The following is a 19,223-nucleotide window of genomic DNA, read 5'->3' on the forward strand; positions in this document are numbered from 1 at the left end:
GGGGGAAATCAACCCGCGAACGACACGGTATTCCTACGGTATGCAGGGGCTTCGCGGCCTGAATGATTTTGTTGGAAAAGTTCACCTATTTGGTGTTTGTCTGGTCCGCGACATACGGGCGGGTTGCCCGGATCGGCGCCTTGGCATAAACCCGCCTGCGCAGGATGTGGAAAGGAACGTCATGGCGCGTGGACCCGTTACCGTCACCGAAGAACGCGAAAAGTCCAAGCGGGTGGGGGCGCTGCGCGATCTGTGGCCGTTTCTGAACCCGTATAAGGGCATGGTTATTCTGGCTGGTCTGGCGCTGACGCTGACCGCCAGCGTGTCACTGGCGCTGCCGCTGGCGGTGCGCCGTGTGGTCGATAATTTCGGAACCGAAGCCGGGATGCTACTGGATCGGTATTTCGGCGCGGCGCTGGCGCTGGCGGCGTTGCTGGCCTTGGGGACCGGGCTGCGCTATGCGCTGGTCACGCGGCTGGGCGAACGGGTGGTCGCTGACATTCGCAAGGCGGTGTTCCAACGCATCGTCAGCATGTCACCCGCCTATTTTGATAATATCCTGACCGGCGAGGTTGTCAGCCGGATCACCACGGATACCACGCTGATCCTGTCTGTTATCGGGTCGTCGATTTCGGTGGCGCTGCGCAACGTGCTGCTGTTTGTTGGGGGCATGGCGCTGATGCTGCTGACCTCGGCCAAGCTGACGGGGCTGGTGCTGTTGATCGTGCCGCTGGTGATTGTGCCGATTCTGACGATGGGCCGCAAATTGCGCGTGCTGAGCCGTGAAAATCAGGACTGGATCGCGGCATCGTCCGGCCATGCCGCCGAAGCGCTGCAATCCATCCAGACGGTGCAGGCGTTTACCAATGAATCCGCCGCGATCCGGGATTTCGCGGATGTGACGGAAAAAAGCTATGATTCCGCCCGCCGCCGGATCACGACCCGCGCGATAATGACGGTGATCGTGATCTTTCTGGTGTTTTCTGGCGTTGTGGGCGTGTTGTGGATCGGGGCGCATGATGTGCGCGCCGGGGCCATGACGCCGGGCGCATTGGTGCAATTCGTGATCTATTCGGTAATGGTGGCGGGGGCCGTGGGCGCCTTGTCTGAAATCTGGGGTGAATTGCAACGCGCGGCTGGCGCAACCGAACGTCTGGTGGAACTGCTGCGGGCCACGGACAGCGTGGCCGATCCCGAACAGCCGCTGGCGGTGCCGTCGCCTGTGACCGGGGCGATTACCTTTGATCATGTCGGGTTCCGCTATCCGTCGCGGCCTGATGTGTCGGCGCTGGACGATGTGGCCCTGACCATCCGGCCCGGCGAATCCGTGGCGCTGGTTGGCCCGTCCGGGGCGGGGAAAACCACGATCATTCAGACGTTGCTACGGTTCTATGATCCGCAATCGGGCCGTATCCTTCTGGATGGCACCGACCTGCGCGATATGGATCGCGATGCGTTCCGCAAATCGTTGGCGCTGGTGCCACAAGACCCGGTGATTTTTGCCACAACGGCGCGGGAAAATATCCGCTTCGGTCGTCCCGATGCCACCGATGCCGAGGTCGAAGCCGCCGCACAGGCCGCCGCCGCGCATGATTTTATCATGCGCCTGCCTGACGGGTACAACAGTCAGGTTGGCGAACGCGGAACCATGTTGTCCGGCGGGCAGAAACAGCGGATCGCCATTGCCCGCGCCATTCTGCGCGATGCGCCGGTGCTGCTGCTGGACGAGGCGACCAGCGCCTTGGATGCCGAAAGCGAACGCGCGGTACAGGCCGCGGTGGACGAACTGTCGCGCACCCGGACCACGATCATCGTGGCGCACCGTCTGGCGACGGTGAAAAAGGCGGATCGCATCGTGGTGATGGATCAGGGCCGGATCGTGGCGCAAGGCACCCATGATGAATTGGTGGCCGAAGGCGGGCTATATGCGCGTCTGGCGCGGCTGCAATTCACGGATGGCTGACCCAAAGGTGTGCGCTGTCGCGCACGCCGGATGGTTGCGAGGCGCTGCTGCCGTATTGACGTGATACGAGCCGAGGGGGCGGGAGCCTCCGGCGGGGATATTTGCGCCAAGAAAGAGCCGGGGTGTTGGGGCTGGCTGCCGGGGCGTCAGGGGTCGCTGCTGCGCATTTGAGGCGATTTTCCGGCTTTTCCCCTTGTCGATGTTATTTCGGTCGGGTTTTGTTTCTTTTGAACCATTCGCAAAGGGGACTGAAATGGGACTGTTCAATTTCTGGAAAAGCTCGGGCAAGAAACTGGCGGCAGAGCCGACGCCTGCGGTTTTGAAGAAAGAGGTCGAGGATCTGGGGCTGAATGCCGAGGGTCTGGACATTACGGTTGAGGGCGACAAGGTCAAAATCTCGGGGGCGGCGGTGTCGCCGGAAATGCGCGAGAAGGTGATCCTGGCCGTGGGCAACGTGGAAGGCGTGGCCGAGGTCGAGGACGATCACGCCGATGAAGCCGTGTTCCACACGGTCGAGAAGGGCGATACCCTGTCGGCCATTGCCAAGAAAACGCTGGGAAGTGCCAACCGCTACATGGAAATTTTCGAGGCGAACAAGCCGATGCTGACCCATCCCGATAAAATCTATCCGGGGCAGGTATTGCGTATTCCGGGCGGCGCTTCGGTCTGAGTTGACCTTTCGTCATGTTGAAAACCGGGGAAAGAGGCGCGATTTTGCGCCTTTTTTCATGCTTTGACGTTGCGCCATGCCGCAGGGGATTATCTTGTATGCGGGGGTAATCCCTATCACATTGTTGCTAGAGGAATATTGTCGGTCTGCCCCCTCTGACTGCGGACCGAAAACGGGAGGAACAAGATGGGCTTTGCATCCATTCAGGACACGATTGCCATTGAAAATGAAATGCCGTGGGAAGCGCGGGATGTCCCCAAGACGCTGTACCAGCTTCTGACGCGCACCAAGGATAAACATGGCAGCGGCAATGCCGTCACCTTTCAGTTGCTCAGCGGTCCGCAGGACAAGGCCGAAACCCTGAGCTGGTCCGAACTGCACGCCCGGACCTGTCAGACCGCGAATATGTTCCGCGATCTGGGGGTGGGTGAAAACGATGTGGTGGCCTGTATCCTGCCCAACTGTAACGAAACCATCCTGACGATTCTGGGCGGGGCGATTGCCGGGATCGTGAACCCGATCAACCCGCTGCTGGAACCCGAACAGATCGGGGCCATTCTGCGTGAAACCAAGGCCAAGGTGGTCGTTACGCTAAAGGCATTCCCAAAAACCGATGTCGCCCAGAAAACCGCCGAGGCCGTGCGCCACGCGCCGGGGGTGCATACGGTTCTGGAAGTGGACCTGAACCGCTATCTGACGTTCCCGAAAAACATGATCGTGCCGCTGGTGCGCCCGAAAAATCCGGGCAACCACCACGCCGATGTGAAGGATTTCAACAAAGAGATGCGCAAATACCCGCGCGAGCTGTCCTTTGCCGACAGTGCGGGGGATCGGGTGGCGGCCTATTTCCACACCGGCGGCACCACCGGGATGCCCAAGGTGGCGCAGCATCGCTATTCCGGGATCGTTTATAACGGTTGGCTGGGCGGGACGCTGCTGTATACGCCCGAGGATAATATCATTTGCCCCTTGCCGATGTTCCATGTGTTCGCCTGCCATGTGATCCTGATGGCGGCGATTACGGCAGGGTCGCATGTGGTGTTCCCCACCCCGGCGGGCTATCGCGGCGATGGGGTGTTCGATAACTTCTGGAAGCTGATCGAACGCTGGAAAATCACATTCATCATCACCGTTCCCACGGCGATTTCCGCGCTGATGCAGCGGCCTGTGGATGCGGATGTGTCGTCGGTGAAAACATCGTTTTCCGGGTCGGCCCCATTGCCGCAAGAGCTGTTCAAGCGGTTCGAGGCGGCCAGCAACGTGACCATCGTCGAAGGCTACGGGCTGACCGAGGCGACCTGTCTGGTGTCGGTCAACCCGGTGGACGGGGAAAAGAAAATCGGGTCGGTTGGCATTCGCTTCCCCTATACCGATGTTCGCATCATCAAACAGGTGAATGGCGAGCCTGTGGAATGCGCCACGGATGAAGTGGGCGAAATCTGCGTTTCAAATCCGGGGGTCAATGCGCCCAACACCTATACCGAAGAAGATAAAAACCGCGATCTGTACCATTACGGCAAATACCTGCGGACGGGGGATTTGGGGCGGATCGACCCGGACAATTATCTGTGGATCACGGGCCGGGCCAAGGATCTGATCATTCGCGGCGGTCACAACATCGACCCGGCCGAGATCGAAGAGGCGCTTTTGGCGCATAAAGACGTGGCCTTTGCCGGGGCGATCGGGCAGCCGGATGTTCATGCCGGGGAAATCCCCTGCGCCTATGTGGAACTGGTGGCCGGGGCGACGGCAACGGCGGATGAATTGCTGAAACATTGCAAAACCCATGTCCACGAACGCGCCGCCCAACCCAAATATATCGAGGTGCTGGACGAACTGCCCAAAACCGCCGTGGGCAAGGTTTTCAAGCCGGACCTGCGCAAGCGGGCGATCACCCGCATTTATAATGCCGCGCTGGACGAGGCAAAACTGAACGCCGAAGTCGTGGCCGTGATCGACGACAAAAAGCGGGGTTTGGTGGCGCGGGTCAAGCGCACGGGCGTGGTGCATGATGACGAGGTCGGGCATGTGCTGGGCGCGTTCACCCGGCCCTGGGAATGGGCCGAGTAAGCTGGAACGAACACGGATCGGAAAAGCCGCCCTTTGGGGCGGCTTTTTGTTTTGGTGCCGATGATTGGGGTCGGTGATTGGGGGGGTTAGGGCCAAACTGGCAGTCCCTCCAGCCCGGTGGTTTCGGGCAGGCCGCACATCAGGTTTGCATTTTGCACTGCCTGACCTGCCGCGCCTTTGCCCAGATTGTCGACCACACCCATTGCGATCACCAGATTACGTTTTGGATCGGCGGCATAGCTGACAAAGGACAGGTTTGACCCCGTCGCCCATTTGGTTTGTGGCGGCGTGTCGCTGACGCGGATGAAATCCCGCCCGGCATAGAAGTCCCGCGCCGCGCTCAGGCATTGCGCGGTTGTGGCCGTTCCCCGGCAATAAATGGTGACAAGGATACCGCGCGTCATCGGCACCAGATGCGGGGTGAACACCAGCCCGGCTGCGCTGCCGCCGCTCAGGTGTTCGATGGTCGTGGCAATCTCGGGCATGTGGGTGTGTTCCAGCATTCCGTATGGCACCAGATTTTCGTTGCTTTCGGCATAGCCGAATTTACTGTCGCCGCCCCGGCCTGCACCGGAAATCCCGGTTTTGGCGTCAATCACGATATTGCCGGGGTCGATCAGGTTGTTGACCAACAGCGGGGCCAGCGCGTTCAGCGTTGCGGCGGGGAAACAGCCGGGATTGGCGACGCGCGTTTGCCCGGTGATCTGGCTGGGCCAGACATCGGCCAAGCCATAGGCCCATCCGGTTGCATAGCGATGATCCCCGCCGATATCCACGATCTTCACCGTTTGGGGAACGCGGGCCAGCGCCGCAGCAGAAGCCCCCGTGGGCAGGGATGCGAACAGCACATCCAGATTGGGCAGGGTCGCGGGGTCCCATTTCTGGATCACCAGATGCGCCAGTTTGGCGGGAAGGCCGGGAAACCGATCTGCCAATGGGCTGCCTGCGGTGCTGTCGCCCGCCGCATAGACAAGCTCAAAAGCGGGGTGATTGGCGATCAGGCGCAGGGCTTCGCCGCCGCCGAAACCGCTGATGCCGACAATGCCGACGAGAATGGTCATGATGTATCCTTTCAGATTTTGGACAAAATAAAACCCCCGAAGCCAAGGGCTGCGGAGGGTCAGGAACGCGGGTCGATGTTGGTTTGGTGTGCGTCGCCTACAAGGGGTCCGACGCTATGCCAAAGAACACGGATCGACGCGCAGCCCAAAGAGCCACCGCTTTGGTCATGCGGCGTCGGCGTCGATCAAAATGGGTCGGGTTCTTGTACATGGTCAGCAGGAATGTCGCTGTCCGGTTTCATAGTCAAGTGGAATGTGCGTGGGCGCTGTGACTGTGGCCGGGGGCGCCCGCCATTAAACAGGCAACCGTCTTCGGAAAACGGATATTTCCGGCCCCAAGGATGGACAACCCTGGGGGGCTGGCCCTAGCGTTGGGGAAACCACAGCCAAAGACACCTGTTATGCCGCAGTTTCGCATTGCCCTTGGGGGGGAAACCTTCAGCTTTGATAGCTTGGCCACGGTGATGGCCCGCGCCACCCCGTCCCGGTCGGGCGACCATCTGGCCGGGATTGCCGCCACCAGCGATGTGGAACGGGTGGCCGCGCAATATGTGCTGGCTGATTTGCCACTGAAAACGTTTCTGGCGCAGCCGCTTATCCCCTATGAGGCGGACGAGGTCACGCGCCTGATCTGCGATACGCATGATGTGGCGGCGTTTGCTCCGGTGGCGCATATGACGGTGGGACAGTTCCGTGATTGGCTGTTGTTGGACAGCACCGATGGCGCAGCGTTGGCCGCGCTGTCCCCCGGCCTGACCCCGGAAATGGTGGCGGCAGTGTCCAAGCTGATGCGCAACCGCGACCTGATCGCGGTGGCCCGCAAGGTGCAGGTGATCAGCGCGTTTCGCAGCACGCTGGGTCTGTCGGGGCGGATCGGCAGCCGGTTGCAGCCGAACCATCCGGCGGATGATCTTCAGGGGATCGTGGCCAGCACGCTGGACGGGTTGTCCTATGCGGTGGGGGATGCGGTGATCGGGGTGAACCCGGCTACGGATAATATCCCGACGGCGAAAACCCTGCTTCAGGTGCTGGATGATCTGCGGCAGCGGTTCGACATTCCAACCCAGACCTGTGTGCTGACCCATGTCACCAACAGTCTGGACCTGATCGAACAGGGCGCGCCTGTCGATCTGGTATTTCAGTCCGTGGCAGGAACCGAGGCAGCGAATGATGGGTTCGGCGTGACGCTGGCCATGCTGCAAGAGGCACAGGACGCGGCCCTGTCCCTGCAACGCGGGACGGTTGGGCAGAACGCGATGTATTTTGAAACCGGGCAGGGTGCGGCCCTGTCGGCGAACGCGCATCATGGCGTGGATCAACAAACGCTAGAGGCGCGGGCCTATGGCGTGGCGCGGGCGTTTGACCCGCTGCTGGTGAATACGGTGGTTGGCTTTATCGGGCCGGAATATCTGTTCGATGGCAAGGAAATCATCCGCGCCGGGCTGGAGGATCATTTCTGCGGCAAGCTGCTGGGCCTGCCGATGGGGTGCGACGTGTGCTATACCAACCACACGCAGGCGGATCAGGACGATATGGACGTGCTGATGACACTTCTGGCTGATGCGCGGGCGCATTTCCTGATCGCGGTGCCGGGGGCGGATGATGTGATGCTGAATTACCAAAGCCTGTCTTTCCATGACATTGCCTATCTGCGGCACAGTCTGGGCCTGCGGGCCGCGCCGGAATTTGAAACATGGCTGGGCAACATGGGGCTGACCGGGCCAACCGGACACTTGGCAGAGCAAGGGGCGCAAAAGCTGTTGGAGGGCGCGCGATGACAACGGACCCTTGGGCCAGATTGCGGTGGGCGACCCCGGCGCGGATCGGCTTGGGCCGGTCAGGGGCGGGGCAGCCCACGGATCGGATGCTGAAATTTCAATGGGATCATGCCCGCGCCCGCGATGCCGTCCATACCTCGCTGGCGGTGGATCAACTGGCGGCGAAACTGGCCCCGCATCCGGTGATCGTGGCGGCGTCCGGGGCGGGGGATCGCGCCACCTATTTGCGGCGCCCGGATCTGGGGCGGGTCTTGGGGGCGTGGCCTGCGGATGTTGCGCCGGGGGATTACGATCTGGCCTTTGTCATCGCGGACGGGCTGTCTGCGACGGCGGTGCAGGCCCATGCCGCGGCAGTGTTCCACGCCTGTGCTGCGCGGATGCCGGGGCTGTCGCTGGCCCCGGTGACAATCGCCACACAGGCACGGGTGGCGATTGGGGACGATATTGCCACACGGCTGGGTGCGCGTCTGGTGGTGGTACTGATCGGGGAACGACCCGGTTTGACGGTTTCGGACAGTCTGGGGGCTTACCTGACCTTCGCGCCGCGTCTGGGGCGGCGCGACAGCGAACGGAATTGTGTGTCCAACATCCACGGACAGGGCGGGCTAAGCATCGTGGCGGCTGCGGATCGCATTGCATGGCTGGCCCATCAGGCGCTGCGGCTGGGGCTGACCGGCACGGGGCTAAAAGAAAACAGCCCTGCATTGCTGGACGGCTGATCCGCGTCGGGCGATGAATGGGCAATCTGCCTTGGTTTCATCTTGCCAAAAATACTCAAAAACCCCGTACTCTCGGCCATCGCTGCGTCGGCGGGGGCTGGGCCGTATCCGCAGCCCATTTACAAATGAAGAACAAGCGGGTATCGGTCGGGCTGCTTCGGTCCGACTGGTACGCCACCGGATAATAGGGAACGCGGTGAAAGGATGAATATCCTTATTCCGCGACTGCCCCCGCAACTGTGAGCGGTGAGCGAAGCCGGAACATGCCACTGACGCGCCATGAACGCGATGGGAAGGCCCGGCCAAGCGACGACCCGCAAGTCAGGAGACCTGCCGAGGCGATCACCCGAACCGGGCGCGGGGTGCGCTTTGGGCAACGGACCTTCCGTTTGTGGTGACGATCTCACCGTCTGCGGAGGGGGTAATCCCTTCAGGACATTACTGAACCACGGCGGCCCATCGGGCCGTGAACGAAGGGGAAAACCGAATGAATCGGACCCATTTGCTGACAAGCTGCGCCCTGTTGGCGCTGACCACCGCCCCGGCCTTTGCACAAGAGGTCATTGATCTGGGGCAGATCACCGTTTCTGCCAATCAGGATGAAACCGCGCTGGAACGGTCCGGCACCACGGTCGAGATCGTGACCGAGGATGATCTGAACCGCGCGGCGGATACGCGCGTGTCGGATTACCTGACCGGGCTGCCGGGGGTTTCGGCCTCCTCCAATGGTGGGCTGGGAACGGCAACCAACCTGCGTATTCGCGGACTTGGTGGGGAATATGTGCCGGTTCTGCTGGATGGGATCGACATCGCGGACCCGGCCAGCAGCGGCAACGGGTTCGACTGGGGCGGGATGACCGGCAGCAACCTGTCGCGGATCGAGGTGCTGAAAGGCTCGCAATCGGCACGCTATGGTGTCAGCGCCGTGGGCGGCGTGGTGACGATGCAAAGCTGGGTGCCGACCGAACAGGGCGTTTCGGGACAGGGCATGGTGGAATACGGCACCTATAACACCCGCCGCGCGGCGCTGTCGCTGGGTGTTCTGAACGACCGGACCGAACTGGGCCTGTCGCTTAGCCGCGTGCAGACAGACGGGTTTTCTGCCAATGCTGCGGGAACCGAGGATGACGGCTATGAGCAAACGCTGGTCAATCTGCGGGCGGTGTATCACCTGAGCGATACCGCGCTGATCGGGCTGTCGGCCTTCTATCTGGATGCCGAAGGTGAATTTGACGAATGGGGGGGCGACGGTGCCGCACCCTATGACGAAACCAACACCCGCGAAGCCAAGGGCGTGCGGCTGTTTTCGGAATTCATGACCGGGGCGGTCAGCCACGCGCTGTCTTACAGCTATTTTGAAACGGACCGGATCAGCAGCTCGAACGGGTTTGACACGCCGTTCAAGGGCGACCGCAAGAAACTGGAATACAAGGCCAGCTTTGACTTGGGGCCGGTGTTGGCTATGCATCTGGGGGCGGATAACACCCGCGAAGAAGCTGCCGGAGCCACGGCAGAAATCACCGGGGTCTTTGCCGAAGCCGTGTATACCCCGACTGATCGCTTGGACATCGTGACCTCGGTCCGGCATGACGATCATTCCAATTTCTCGGACAAGACCACGGGCCGGATTGCACTGGCGTGGCGGATTCAGGACGATCTGATCCTGCGGGCGCAGGCCGCGACGGGCTATAAACCGCCCAGCCTGTACCAGTTGACCTCGGTCTATGGGAACCCGGCGTTCCAGCCCGAGGAATCCACCAGCTATGAACTGGGTCTGGAAAAACGCTTTGGCGGGTCCGATTTCATCCGGGCGACGCTGTTCCAGACGGATATTGACGGGCAGGTGTTCTGGGATGGCGCGTCTGTGCGCTGCGCCAGCGGGTTCGGCTGCTACGAGGTGCAGGACTTTACCGCCAAGGGGCTGGAACTGTCGGGGCAATACGCATTGTCGGATACTGTGAACTTGGTGGCCAGTTATACGCTGACCGATGCCAAAGACGGGACCGGGGTGCAGGCGATGCGGGTGCCGCGTCACGATCTGGAAATCGGCGTGGATGCCGAACTGGGCACAAAGCTGCGCGGCGGTGTCAGCCTGAACCATGTGGCGGATCGCACCGATACCATCGGCGCAGTGCCGGATTATACCGTGGTCAATGCGCATATGGCCTATAAGCTGTCGGACACGTCCGAAGCCTATTTGCGGATCGAGAACCTGACCGATGAAGATTACGAAACCGCCGCAGGCTATGCCACGTCAGGCCGCGCGTTCTATTTCGGGCTTCGTGCGTCCTTCTAAGGTCATATCGCTGCTGGCTGCGCTGGTCCTGACTGGCGCAGCGGCACAGGCCGACCCGGCCCCGCGCCGGGTTGTGTCTATGAATCTGTGTACGGATCAGTTGGCGATGTTGCTGGCTGATCCGGGGCAGATCGTTTCGCTGTCTTATCTGTCGACCGACCAGCGCAGCAGTGCGATGGCCGAACAGGCCGCCAGTTTCCCGCGCAATCAGGGGCAGGCCGAAGAGATTTATCTGCTGAACCCCGATCTGGTGCTGTCCGGGCGTTATACCGGGGTGGCGACGGTGAATATGCTGAAACGTCTGGGCGAACGGGTTGAAGTTTTCCTGCCGGCCTATTCGCTGACGGATGTGCGCGAACGGATGTTGCAAATGGGGCGGGCGCTGGGCCAACAGGACCGGGCGGCGGCGCTGGTGGCGCGGTTCGATGCTGATCTGGGCGTGTTGCGTGAAAACGTGCAGAACCGCCCATTGGCGGCGCTGTATTACGCCAATGGCTATACCACCGGGGATAAAACGCTGGCGGGGCAGATCCTGTTGGCGGCGGGGTTTGACAATGCCGCCGTGAAGGCCGGGCAATCGCGCGGCGGCAACCTGCCGCTAGAGGTGCTGGTGATGATGCAGCCCGAAGCGGTGGTGACGGGCGCGAAATATCCCGGCCAATCGCGGTCCGAGGCGATCCTTGATCATCCGGTGATCCGGGCGTTACAGAAAGATCGGGAAACCGGATCGGTCGCGGATAGCGATTGGTTATGCGGAACCCCCTATGTCCTGCGGGCGGTGGCCGATCTGGTCGCGCTGCGTCATCGCGTGGAGAGCGCCGAATGAAACGCCTGATCCTGTTCTTGCTGCTGGCCGTGGCGGTGTTGTTTACCGCGTCTTTGGTGATCGGCCCGGCAGGGGCGCCAGTGGGGCGCAGCCTGTCGGCGTTATTTTCCGATGATCATGGTCCGCTTAGCATGGTGATGCGGGAAATTCGCCTGCCGCGGGCGTTGCTGGGGCTGATGATCGGGGTGTCACTGGGCATGGCCGGGGCGGGGATGCAGGGCTATCTGCGCAATCCGCTGGCCGATCCAGGGCTAATCGGTGTGTCCGGTTCGGCGGCGCTGGGGGCGGTTTTGGCGATTCATACCGGATTATCGGCGGCGTTTGTGCTGGGGTTGCCGCTGGCGGCACTGGCGGGGGCGTTGGCGGGGGTGTTTCTGGTGATGGCGCTGGCGGGGCCGCGTGGTGGGTCGCTGACGCTGATCCTGGCGGGGATCGCGATTTCGTCGCTGGCTTCGGCGCTTAGTTCGCTGGTGCTGAACCTGTCGCCCAACCCGTTTGCCGCCAATGAAATCGTGTTCTGGATGATGGGATCGCTGGCGGATCGGTCGATGACCCATGTCTGGCTGGCGCTGCCGCTGATGGCGCTGGGGTGGCTGCTGCTGGCCAGCCTGCCGCGCGGGCTGGACGCGCTGACGCTGGGCGAAGACGCGGCCGAGGCGATGGGCGTTAACCTGACCCGCTTGCGGCTGAAGCTGGTGATCGGCACCGCCGCTGCCGTAGGCGCGGCAACCGCCGTGGCGGGGGCCATCGGCTTTGTCGGGCTGGTGGTGCCGCATATCCTGCGCCCCTATGTGGGGGCGCGTCCGGGGCGGTTGGTCTGGGCGTCGGCGCTGGGTGGGGCGGTGATGGTGCTGGCATCCGATATTACGGTGCGGCTGATCCTGCCGACGCAGGATTTGAAACTGGGCGTGCTGACGGCGCTGGTGGGCGCACCGCTGTTCCTGCATCTGATCTATAAAACCCGGAGGGCCGAGGCATGACGCTGCTGCACCTGCGTGATTTGTCGGTTTCACTACGCAACCGCCCGGTGTTTCGGGATGTCAGCCTGTCGGTGGAGCCGGGGCAGGTGGTGGGCTTGATCGGGCCGAACGGGGCGGGAAAAACCACGCTGATGCGGGCGGCGCTGGGGCTGATCCCGGCGCAGGGGAACAGTTCGCTGGCGGTCATGAAACCGCGCGTGCGGGCCAGACATGCCGCGTGGATGCCGCAGAACCACGAAATCGCGTGGCCCGTCACAGTCGAAGTGCTGGTGACACTGGGCCGTATCCCGCATCTGGGGGCGGGGCAGGCGGTGGGGGCGGCGGATCGTGCCGCTGTTGATCGCGCATTGGCACAAATGGGGCTGGAAGCGTTGCGCCACCGTACTGCCACGCGGCTGTCGGGCGGGGAACAGACCCGCGCCCTGATTGCCCGGACGCTGGCGCAGGAAACGCCGCTGGTGCTGGCGGATGAACCGATTGCGGGACTGGACCCGGCGCATCAGATTGCCACGATGCAGTGTTTTCAGGACATCGCCGCACAGGGCAAATCGGTGATGGTGTCGATTCACGATCTGGGGTTGGCGGTGCGGCATTGTTCGCGGCTGATCCTGCTGGCCGGGGGACGGGTGCAGGCGGATGGCACACCCGAACAAGTGTTGACGCCGGATAACCTGCGGGATCATTTCGGGATTTCCGCGCATTTCGCGCAAACCCCGCAAGGCCCGGTTTTCCAACCGTTAGAGGTGGTGCGATGACCATACATATTGCCCGCCCGTGGGTGGAATTCGATCTGGGCGCGGATATGCGGGTGCTTAGCTGGGCCATCAACCGGCCCGGACTGGTTCACGCCCGCCGCATTCTGTGGCGCGAGGTGCGCAATGCCGACCTGCCGCGCGATCTGGATGTATATGGCTGGCTGGGCGGCGTTCTGGCCGAACGTCAGGCGTTGGATGCGGTGTGTTTCCTGACCTCGCGTGATGTGACGGCGGTCACGCAGGTGCAGGCCCGCGTTGGGGCCGTGACGGCGCAGGCCGTGGCGACGGTGGGGCTGTCCAATGCCGAACGGGTGGGCACACGGTTTCCGCGTGATCCGTCGGCATGGGGAACGATCAACGTGGCGGTGCGCCTGTCCACCGGGCTGACAGATACCGGCCTGTTAGAGGCGGTCAGCATCGCCACGCAGGCCCGCACGGCGGCGGTGATGGACATCGGGCTGGAGCTACCCACAGGCCGCGCCACGGGAACAGGCACCGATTGCATCGCAGTGGCCGCGCCCGAAGGGGCGGATGCCTATGCGGGGCTGCATACGGAAACAGGTCATGCCTTGGGCAAGGCGGTGTATGACGCTGTCCTGCAAGGTGCGCGGGACTGGATGACATCCCCCGGCGCTGCGGGGCCGGGGTTGCGGCTGTCTGGAAACCTGTGATGGATGTTGCTGCAGTGCAGCGACAATAGTTCCGATAATGTCTTGTTTTCGGATGATTATTCCGCAACTGTGCCATCCATAAAATTGGGAGGACACAATGAACAAGATTTTGACCGGGTTCGCCTCGGCCGCGTTTTTTGCCGCCAGTGCGCTGGCGCTTCAGGCGGCGGAAACGACCATGCGGATTTCGCTGCAATTGCCCCTGAAAAGCCACCTTGGCCAGAACCTGAAGATGTTCAAGGACGAGGTCGAGGCGACCTCGAACGGGGACATCGCCGTGGAAATCTATGACAGTGCGCAACTGTATAAAGATAAAGAAGTTCCTCAGGCTGTTGGTTCGGGCGCGATCGAGGCGGGCGTGGCATCGCTGACGCGCTATGTGGGCGATATTCCGATGGTGGATATTTTCTATCAGCCGTTCCTGCTGGATAGCGAAGCCAAGGTGCGCAAAGCCGTGGACCCGAATGGCCCGGTGCGTGGCCCGATTGATGCGGCGATTGCCGAAACCGGCGCAAGCGTGCTGTGGTGGCAGGCCTATGGCGGGGCGGTGATGCTGTCCAACGGCGGTCCGGTGAAAACCCCGGCAGATATGAAGGGCAAAAAAGTCCGCGTGTTCGGCAAAACGCTGGGTGATTTCACCACTGCGGCGGGCGGTGCGCCCACGATCATTTCCGGGTCCGAACAATATCTGGCTTATCAGCGCGGGACCGTGGACATCGGCATGACTGGCGTATCGGGTGTGCAATCGCGTTCGCTGTGGGAAGTGATGGATACCATCACCGTGACCAACCACGCCGATATCGAATTTATCGTGGTGGTGAATAACGACTGGTGGGCAAAGCTGCCCGACGCGCATAAAGCCATCATTTCGGCGGCTGCGAAAAATGCAGAAAATTCAGTGCGCGATGAAATGTCAGCGATCGAGGCGCGTGCCTATGCGTCCGCCAAGGAACATGGCATGGCGATCTACAACCCGACCCCCGAGGAATTGACAGAGTGGAAGGCTGTATCGCAGCCCGTCTATGATGCGTTCCTGGCCAAAACCGGCGATGCCGGTAAGGCCATGCTGGAAGCGGCACAGGGTTTCTGATCCGTTTAAACGATGGCCGCCCTTCGCCGGTATGGCGGGGGGCGGTTTTCAATAGGGGGCTGGAATGCGTGTTGTTTCCGTCATTGAAACCGCAACTGCGTGGCTGGCGGCGGTGCTGCTGACGCTAAGCGGCGTGATGCTGACCTACGAAGTGGTGGCGCGGTATTTCTTCAACGCGCCGACGATCTGGGCGGCAGAGCTAAGCCAGATGTGCCTGATCTGGGCCTGTCCGATTGCGATGGGCTGGGCGCTGAGCCATCGGCGTCATATCCGGGTGAATGCGATCACGTCGCAATTGCCGCAGCGAGGCAAGCAAATCGCAGAAATCCTGTCCTTGCTGGTCATTCTGGTCTTTGCCGTCGTGGTGCTGATCTATGGCTATGGCATTTTTCTGGACAGTTTTGAACGCGGTCGCACAACCGGCACGATGCTGGACCTGCCCGCGTGGATGCCCGAAGCATCTGTTCCGGCGGGGTTTGCGTTGTTGGCGCTATCCTGTGTGACCTGCCTGTGGCGGGCGCTAAACGGGGACATCCCCGAAGAAGAAGGGCATTTGGAATGACCGTTGTCATTATCCTGATTGCGCTGTTTGCGCTGCTGCTGATCGGCGTGCCGGTGGCGTTTTCGCTGGGCATGATCGGCCTGTCCATGCTGTATCTGGGGGGCTTTTCGCCCCTGATGGCCCCGCAGGCGATGCTGTCCACGATGGATGGGTTTATCCTGCTGGCGGTGCCTTTGTTCCTGTTGATGTCCAATATCCTGCTAAAGGGCGGCGTCGGGCGTGACCTGTTCGCCGCCGTGCAGGCTTGGGTCGGGCATTGGCCGGGCGGGATGGCCGTGGCCACGATTATTTCCTGCGGGATTTTCGCGGCGATTTCGGGCAGTTCGGTGGCGACTGCGGCGACCATTGGCACCGTGGCTGCGCCTGAAATGATCTCGCGCGGGTATAATAAACGCTTTGTCTATGGCCTGCTGGCGGCGGGCGGGACGCTGGGTATTCTGATCCCGCCGTCGATCCCGCTGATCATCTATGGCTTTGTGACCGAAGAATCCGTGATCGCGCTGTTTCTGGCCGGGATTGGGCCGGGGCTGGGGCTGATTGCGCTGTTCATCATCTATTCCGTGGTGTCAGCCCGGTTCCTGCAAAGCTATACCCCGGTTCCGGCAGCCAGTTGGGCGGAACGCTGGGCTGCGACCTTGCGGGCGGCGCCGTCGGTGGTGCTGGCGGCGGTCATTCTGGGCGGTATCTATTCGGGTGCCTTCACCCCGACCGAGGCGGCGGCAATTGGTTTTGCCGTGGCGCTGATCATCACCGGCGTCATCCTGCGCAGTCTGACATGGGCGAAGCTGTGGGAGGCGATGGTCGAAGCCATGTCTACTACGGTGGCCATTCTGTTGATCATCGCAGGGGCCAAGATTTTCGGCAAGGCGATCACGCTGTATCGCATCCCACAGGATATTTCGACCTTTCTGGCGGATTGGGTCACGACCCCGCTGGGGCTGATCCTTGTGGTGTCGGTGGTGTTGCTGCTGATGGGGCTGGTGTTCGAGGCGCTGTCGATGGTGCTGATCATGACGCCGGTTCTGCTGCCTGCTGCAATGGCAATGCGCTTTGATCCGATCTGGTTTGGCATTTACATGGTGATCATGGTGGAATGCGCCCTGATCACGCCGCCGGTGGGGCTGAATCTGTATGTGATACAGTCCGTCACGAAGTCCAAGCTGGGCGATGTGGCACGCGGCACCTTGCCCTTCTTGCTGCTGATGTTGCTGATGGCGGCATTCCTGTACATCTGGCCCGATCTGGCGCTGTATATTCCCTTCAAACTCTGAGCTGACATGACACAATCCCAACCTGACAAACTGCGCGCCTTGCTGGCGCAACCCGGCCTGATCACCATGCCCTGCTGTTTCGATCCGCTTTCGGCAAAGCTGATCGAACAGGCGGGGTTCCCGCTGAGCTTCATGAGCGGTTTCGCCACCGCTGCCGCCCGTCTGGGGGTGCCGGATACCGGGCTGATGTCCTATGCCGAGGTGCTGGATCAGGGGCGCAATATCTGTAACGCGGTGTCCATTCCGGTGATCGGCGATGGCGATACCGGCTATGGCAATGCGCTGAACGTAAAGCGCACGGTCAAAGGGTTCGCCCAAGCCGGTTTCGCGGCGGTGATGATCGAAGATCAGGTATCGCCCAAACGCTGCGGGCATACCGCCGGGAAATCCGTGGTCAGCCGGGACGAGGCGTTCGAGCGTATCCGTGCCGCTGCCGATGCCCGTGCCGAAGGGCATGACATTCTGATCCTTGCCCGCACCGATGCCCGCCATGATCACGGGCTGGACGAGGCAATCGAACGCGCCGCTGAATTCCGCCGTCTGGGCGCGGATATTCTGTTTGTCGAAGCACCTCGGGACGAAGCGGAAATGCGCCGTGTTTGCACGGAACTGGATGCGCCCTGTATGGCGAATATCGTCGAAGGCGGTATGACGCCTGCGCTGCCCCCGGCAGAGCTGGAAGCGATGGGCTTCAAGATCGCGGCCTATCCGCTGACGATTATGGCGGCGGCGATGAAAGCCATGACGGGTGCGCTGGAAGCGTTCAAAACCGGCACCCCGCCCGAGGACATGCTGATGTCCTTTGCTGAAATGAAAACCCGGATCGGGTTTGACGATTATTTCAACGAAGAAAAACGCTACGCCGAACGACGCTAAGCAATCACGCGCGGCAGATGGCAAACAGGCTGCCGCGCGAATTGATCCCCAGCTTGGCATAGGCGCGGCGGCGATAGGTGATCACGCTGGACGGCGCGACATCCAGATCGGCGGCGATCTGTTCGGCCTTTTTGCCCGCCAGCATTCCCAGACAAACAGCGCGTTCCCGATCCGACAGCACCGCCAGCGGTTCGGGAAAGCTGTGTTCGGGGCGGGTTTCAAAATGTATCAGCGCCAGACGCGCCAGCAGGGGACACAGGTCCGGCATCGCGGTGGTATTGGCGTCCCAATACAGGTTCACCACCAGTTTCAGCCGATCCCCGGCGATCAGCACCGCTGCCTTGCCTGCCAGATCGGGGGTATCAAAGAACCGGGTACGATATTCGGGCCGCATCCGGGGGCGTAGCTGATCGAAGCGGGCGGTCTGGCTGTCGCCCGCCTGCATTTGCATCACCTGCGTATATAGCGGATCATCCAGAAACCAGCCGTCCAGATAATCCGCCGCCAGTTGCGCCCCCAGCGCCCCGGCCCGAAAATTCCGTGACAACAGGCAAGCGGCGTGATCCGGCGCATAGGAAAACACCATGATCTGTGCCGCCCCGGCGGCTTCCGACAGCGTCAGAAAGGGCGTCAGAAATCCGTCCCGCCCCAGCCGGGCCAGACAGGTTTCAATCAACTCAAAGGATGCGGTCTTGTCCCCCATTTGATGGGACTTATCACGCCGCCCTGACCCTGTATAGAAATCCAAAAGCAACAGGACAGAGGATACACCATGCGCCCCAAGGGACGGGACGAACTGGATTCGCTTTATTTCACCTATCCGAAGTTTCACGCCCCCACCGCGCGGGACAGGCTGGACGCCCGCACCCCGGTGGCGATTGTCGGGGCTGGCCCGGTGGGGATGGTCGCTGCGCTGACGCTGGCGCAATACGGTGTCCGGTCGGTGCTGCTGGATCGTAAGGACACATTCAACGATGGCAGCAGGGCAATTTGTATCGCGCGGCAAAGCTATTACATTCTGGAACAGATCGGGGCGGTTCAGGCATTTCTGGACAAATCGCTGGGCTGGACCACCGGGCGCAGTTTTTACCGGGGGCAGCAGGTTCTGGAATTCCAGATGCCCGACAGCGCGGATGAAAAATACCGCCCGATGTATAATCTGGAACAGCAATATATCGAACAATATCTGTATGATGCGGTTGCGACCAATGATCTGATTGATCTGCGCTGGACCTCGGAATTGACTGATCTGACGGATGTGGCTGACGGGGTCGAACTGCGCATCACCGATGCCAATGGCAGCTATGTCCTGCCTGCGGATTGGGTGCTGGCGGCGGACGGGGCGCATAGCCCGATCCGGTCCTTGCGCGGGTTGCGGCTGAAGGGGCAGAATTACGAAGGCCGCTATGTGATCGCCGATGTGCAGATGGACCACGATTACCCGACCATCCGGCGCGCGCTGTTCGATCCGGCCTGTCGCCCCGGTGGAACGGTGCTGATCCATCGCCAACCGGATGATATCTGGCGGATTGATTAGGCTCAGGACTCATAACCAAAACATGACTGTTGCGGCGAGAGCGATGGCCGAGAGGAAGACTTCGGGGCAGCGGTCATATCGGGTGGCGACCCGCCGCC

The 19,223-nt window shown here is 61.6% G+C and carries 17 protein-coding genes, 1 pseudogene and 1 riboswitch; of the genes and pseudogenes, 15 read left to right on the forward strand and 3 right to left on the reverse strand.

Annotation, left to right across the window (positions count from 1 at the left end; all coding sequences use genetic code 11):
• Positions 1 to 181 precede the first annotated feature (181 nt).
• From FN828_RS18325 to FN828_RS18335, 3 genes are all read left to right on the forward strand, one after another.
• Complete coding sequence (locus FN828_RS18325) at positions 182 to 1,963, forward strand: ABC transporter transmembrane domain-containing protein (protein WP_142494816.1); 1,782 nt, start codon at positions 182 to 184, stop codon at positions 1,961 to 1,963.
• Positions 1,964 to 2,216: 253 nt separating this feature from the next.
• Complete coding sequence (lysM, locus tag FN828_RS18330) at positions 2,217 to 2,633, forward strand: peptidoglycan-binding protein LysM (RefSeq protein ID WP_142494817.1); 417 nt, start codon at positions 2,217 to 2,219, stop codon at positions 2,631 to 2,633.
• A gap of 186 nt (positions 2,634 to 2,819) precedes the next feature.
• Positions 2,820 to 4,703, forward strand: coding sequence for an acyl-CoA synthetase (locus tag FN828_RS18335; RefSeq protein ID WP_142494818.1), 1,884 nt, complete (start codon positions 2,820 to 2,822; stop codon positions 4,701 to 4,703).
• Positions 4,704 to 4,789: 86 nt separating this feature from the next.
• Here the strand turns inward: FN828_RS18335 and argC are convergent, their stop codons facing one another.
• Complete coding sequence (gene argC / locus FN828_RS18340) at positions 4,790 to 5,764, reverse strand: N-acetyl-gamma-glutamyl-phosphate reductase (protein ID WP_142494819.1); 975 nt, start codon at positions 5,762 to 5,764, stop codon at positions 4,790 to 4,792.
• A 401-nt stretch (positions 5,765 to 6,165) separates the two neighbouring features.
• Between argC and FN828_RS18345 the strand changes: the two genes are divergently transcribed.
• From FN828_RS18345 to FN828_RS18395, 11 genes are all read left to right on the forward strand, one after another.
• The gene (locus FN828_RS18345; RefSeq protein ID WP_142494820.1) at positions 6,166 to 7,542 is read left to right on the forward strand and encodes an ethanolamine ammonia-lyase subunit EutB; all 1,377 of its coding nucleotides are present in this window, start codon (positions 6,166 to 6,168) and stop codon (positions 7,540 to 7,542) included.
• Positions 7,539 to 8,261 (forward strand): ethanolamine ammonia-lyase subunit EutC, encoded by a 723-nt coding sequence (gene eutC / locus FN828_RS18350; protein ID WP_142494821.1) that lies wholly within the window; start codon positions 7,539 to 7,541, stop codon positions 8,259 to 8,261. The genes FN828_RS18345 and eutC overlap by 4 nt, the downstream gene beginning before the upstream one ends.
• A 141-nt stretch (positions 8,262 to 8,402) precedes the next feature.
• Positions 8,403 to 8,613: riboswitch (cobalamin riboswitch) on the forward strand.
• Between the two features lie 135 nt (positions 8,614 to 8,748).
• Complete coding sequence (locus tag FN828_RS18355) at positions 8,749 to 10,557, forward strand: TonB-dependent receptor plug domain-containing protein (protein WP_142494822.1); 1,809 nt, start codon at positions 8,749 to 8,751, stop codon at positions 10,555 to 10,557.
• Entirely contained in the window at positions 10,481 to 11,383 is a 903-nt protein-coding gene (locus tag FN828_RS18360) for an ABC transporter substrate-binding protein (RefSeq protein WP_235891531.1), read from the forward strand. The genes FN828_RS18355 and FN828_RS18360 overlap by 77 nt, the downstream gene beginning before the upstream one ends.
• Positions 11,380 to 12,363, forward strand: coding sequence for a FecCD family ABC transporter permease (locus FN828_RS18365; RefSeq protein ID WP_142494823.1), 984 nt, complete (start codon positions 11,380 to 11,382; stop codon positions 12,361 to 12,363). Before FN828_RS18360 ends, FN828_RS18365 begins: the two co-directional genes overlap by 4 nt.
• Positions 12,360 to 13,118 carry an ABC transporter ATP-binding protein gene (locus FN828_RS18370; RefSeq protein WP_142494824.1) on the forward strand — a complete coding sequence of 253 codons (759 nt, stop codon included), beginning with the start codon at positions 12,360 to 12,362 and terminating at the stop codon, positions 13,116 to 13,118. Before FN828_RS18365 ends, FN828_RS18370 begins: the two co-directional genes overlap by 4 nt.
• Positions 13,115 to 13,789, forward strand: coding sequence for an adenosylcobinamide amidohydrolase (locus tag FN828_RS18375; protein ID WP_142494825.1), 675 nt, complete (start codon positions 13,115 to 13,117; stop codon positions 13,787 to 13,789). Before FN828_RS18370 ends, FN828_RS18375 begins: the two co-directional genes overlap by 4 nt.
• Positions 13,790 to 13,886: 97 nt before the next feature.
• Positions 13,887 to 14,879, forward strand: a complete 993-nt coding sequence (locus tag FN828_RS18380) for a TRAP transporter substrate-binding protein (protein ID WP_142494826.1) — start codon at positions 13,887 to 13,889, stop codon at positions 14,877 to 14,879.
• Between the two features lie 64 nt (positions 14,880 to 14,943).
• On the forward strand, positions 14,944 to 15,441 hold the full coding sequence (locus tag FN828_RS18385) for a TRAP transporter small permease (protein ID WP_142494827.1): 498 nt from the start codon (positions 14,944 to 14,946) through the stop codon (positions 15,439 to 15,441).
• Positions 15,438 to 16,712, forward strand: coding sequence for a TRAP transporter large permease (locus FN828_RS18390; RefSeq protein WP_142494828.1), 1,275 nt, complete (start codon positions 15,438 to 15,440; stop codon positions 16,710 to 16,712). Before FN828_RS18385 ends, FN828_RS18390 begins: the two co-directional genes overlap by 4 nt.
• A 6-nt stretch (positions 16,713 to 16,718) precedes the next feature.
• Complete coding sequence (locus FN828_RS18395) at positions 16,719 to 17,588, forward strand: isocitrate lyase/PEP mutase family protein (protein WP_142494829.1); 870 nt, start codon at positions 16,719 to 16,721, stop codon at positions 17,586 to 17,588.
• A gap of 4 nt (positions 17,589 to 17,592) precedes the next feature.
• On the opposite strand, the gene FN828_RS18400 is transcribed toward FN828_RS18395, so the two are convergent.
• Positions 17,593 to 18,291: a helix-turn-helix domain-containing protein gene (locus tag FN828_RS18400; protein ID WP_142494830.1), complete on the reverse strand. Its 699-nt coding sequence runs from the start codon at positions 18,289 to 18,291 to the stop codon at positions 17,593 to 17,595.
• A 69-nt stretch (positions 18,292 to 18,360) separates the two neighbouring features.
• Here FN828_RS18400 and FN828_RS18405 point away from each other — a divergent pair, with 69 nt between their 5' ends.
• A complete protein-coding gene (locus FN828_RS18405) occupies positions 18,361 to 19,125 on the forward strand; it encodes an FAD-dependent monooxygenase (protein WP_142494831.1) in 765 nt (254 codons plus the stop codon).
• Positions 19,126 to 19,134: 9 nt separating this feature from the next.
• Here FN828_RS18405 and FN828_RS18410 read toward each other — a convergent pair.
• A pseudogene (locus FN828_RS18410) lies at positions 19,135 to 19,223 on the reverse strand (IS5/IS1182 family transposase); the annotation flags it as partial.

The sequence above is a fragment of the Thalassovita litoralis genome, assembly GCF_900182725.1.
GTDB lineage: Bacteria > Pseudomonadota > Alphaproteobacteria > Rhodobacterales > Rhodobacteraceae > Thalassobius > Thalassobius litoralis.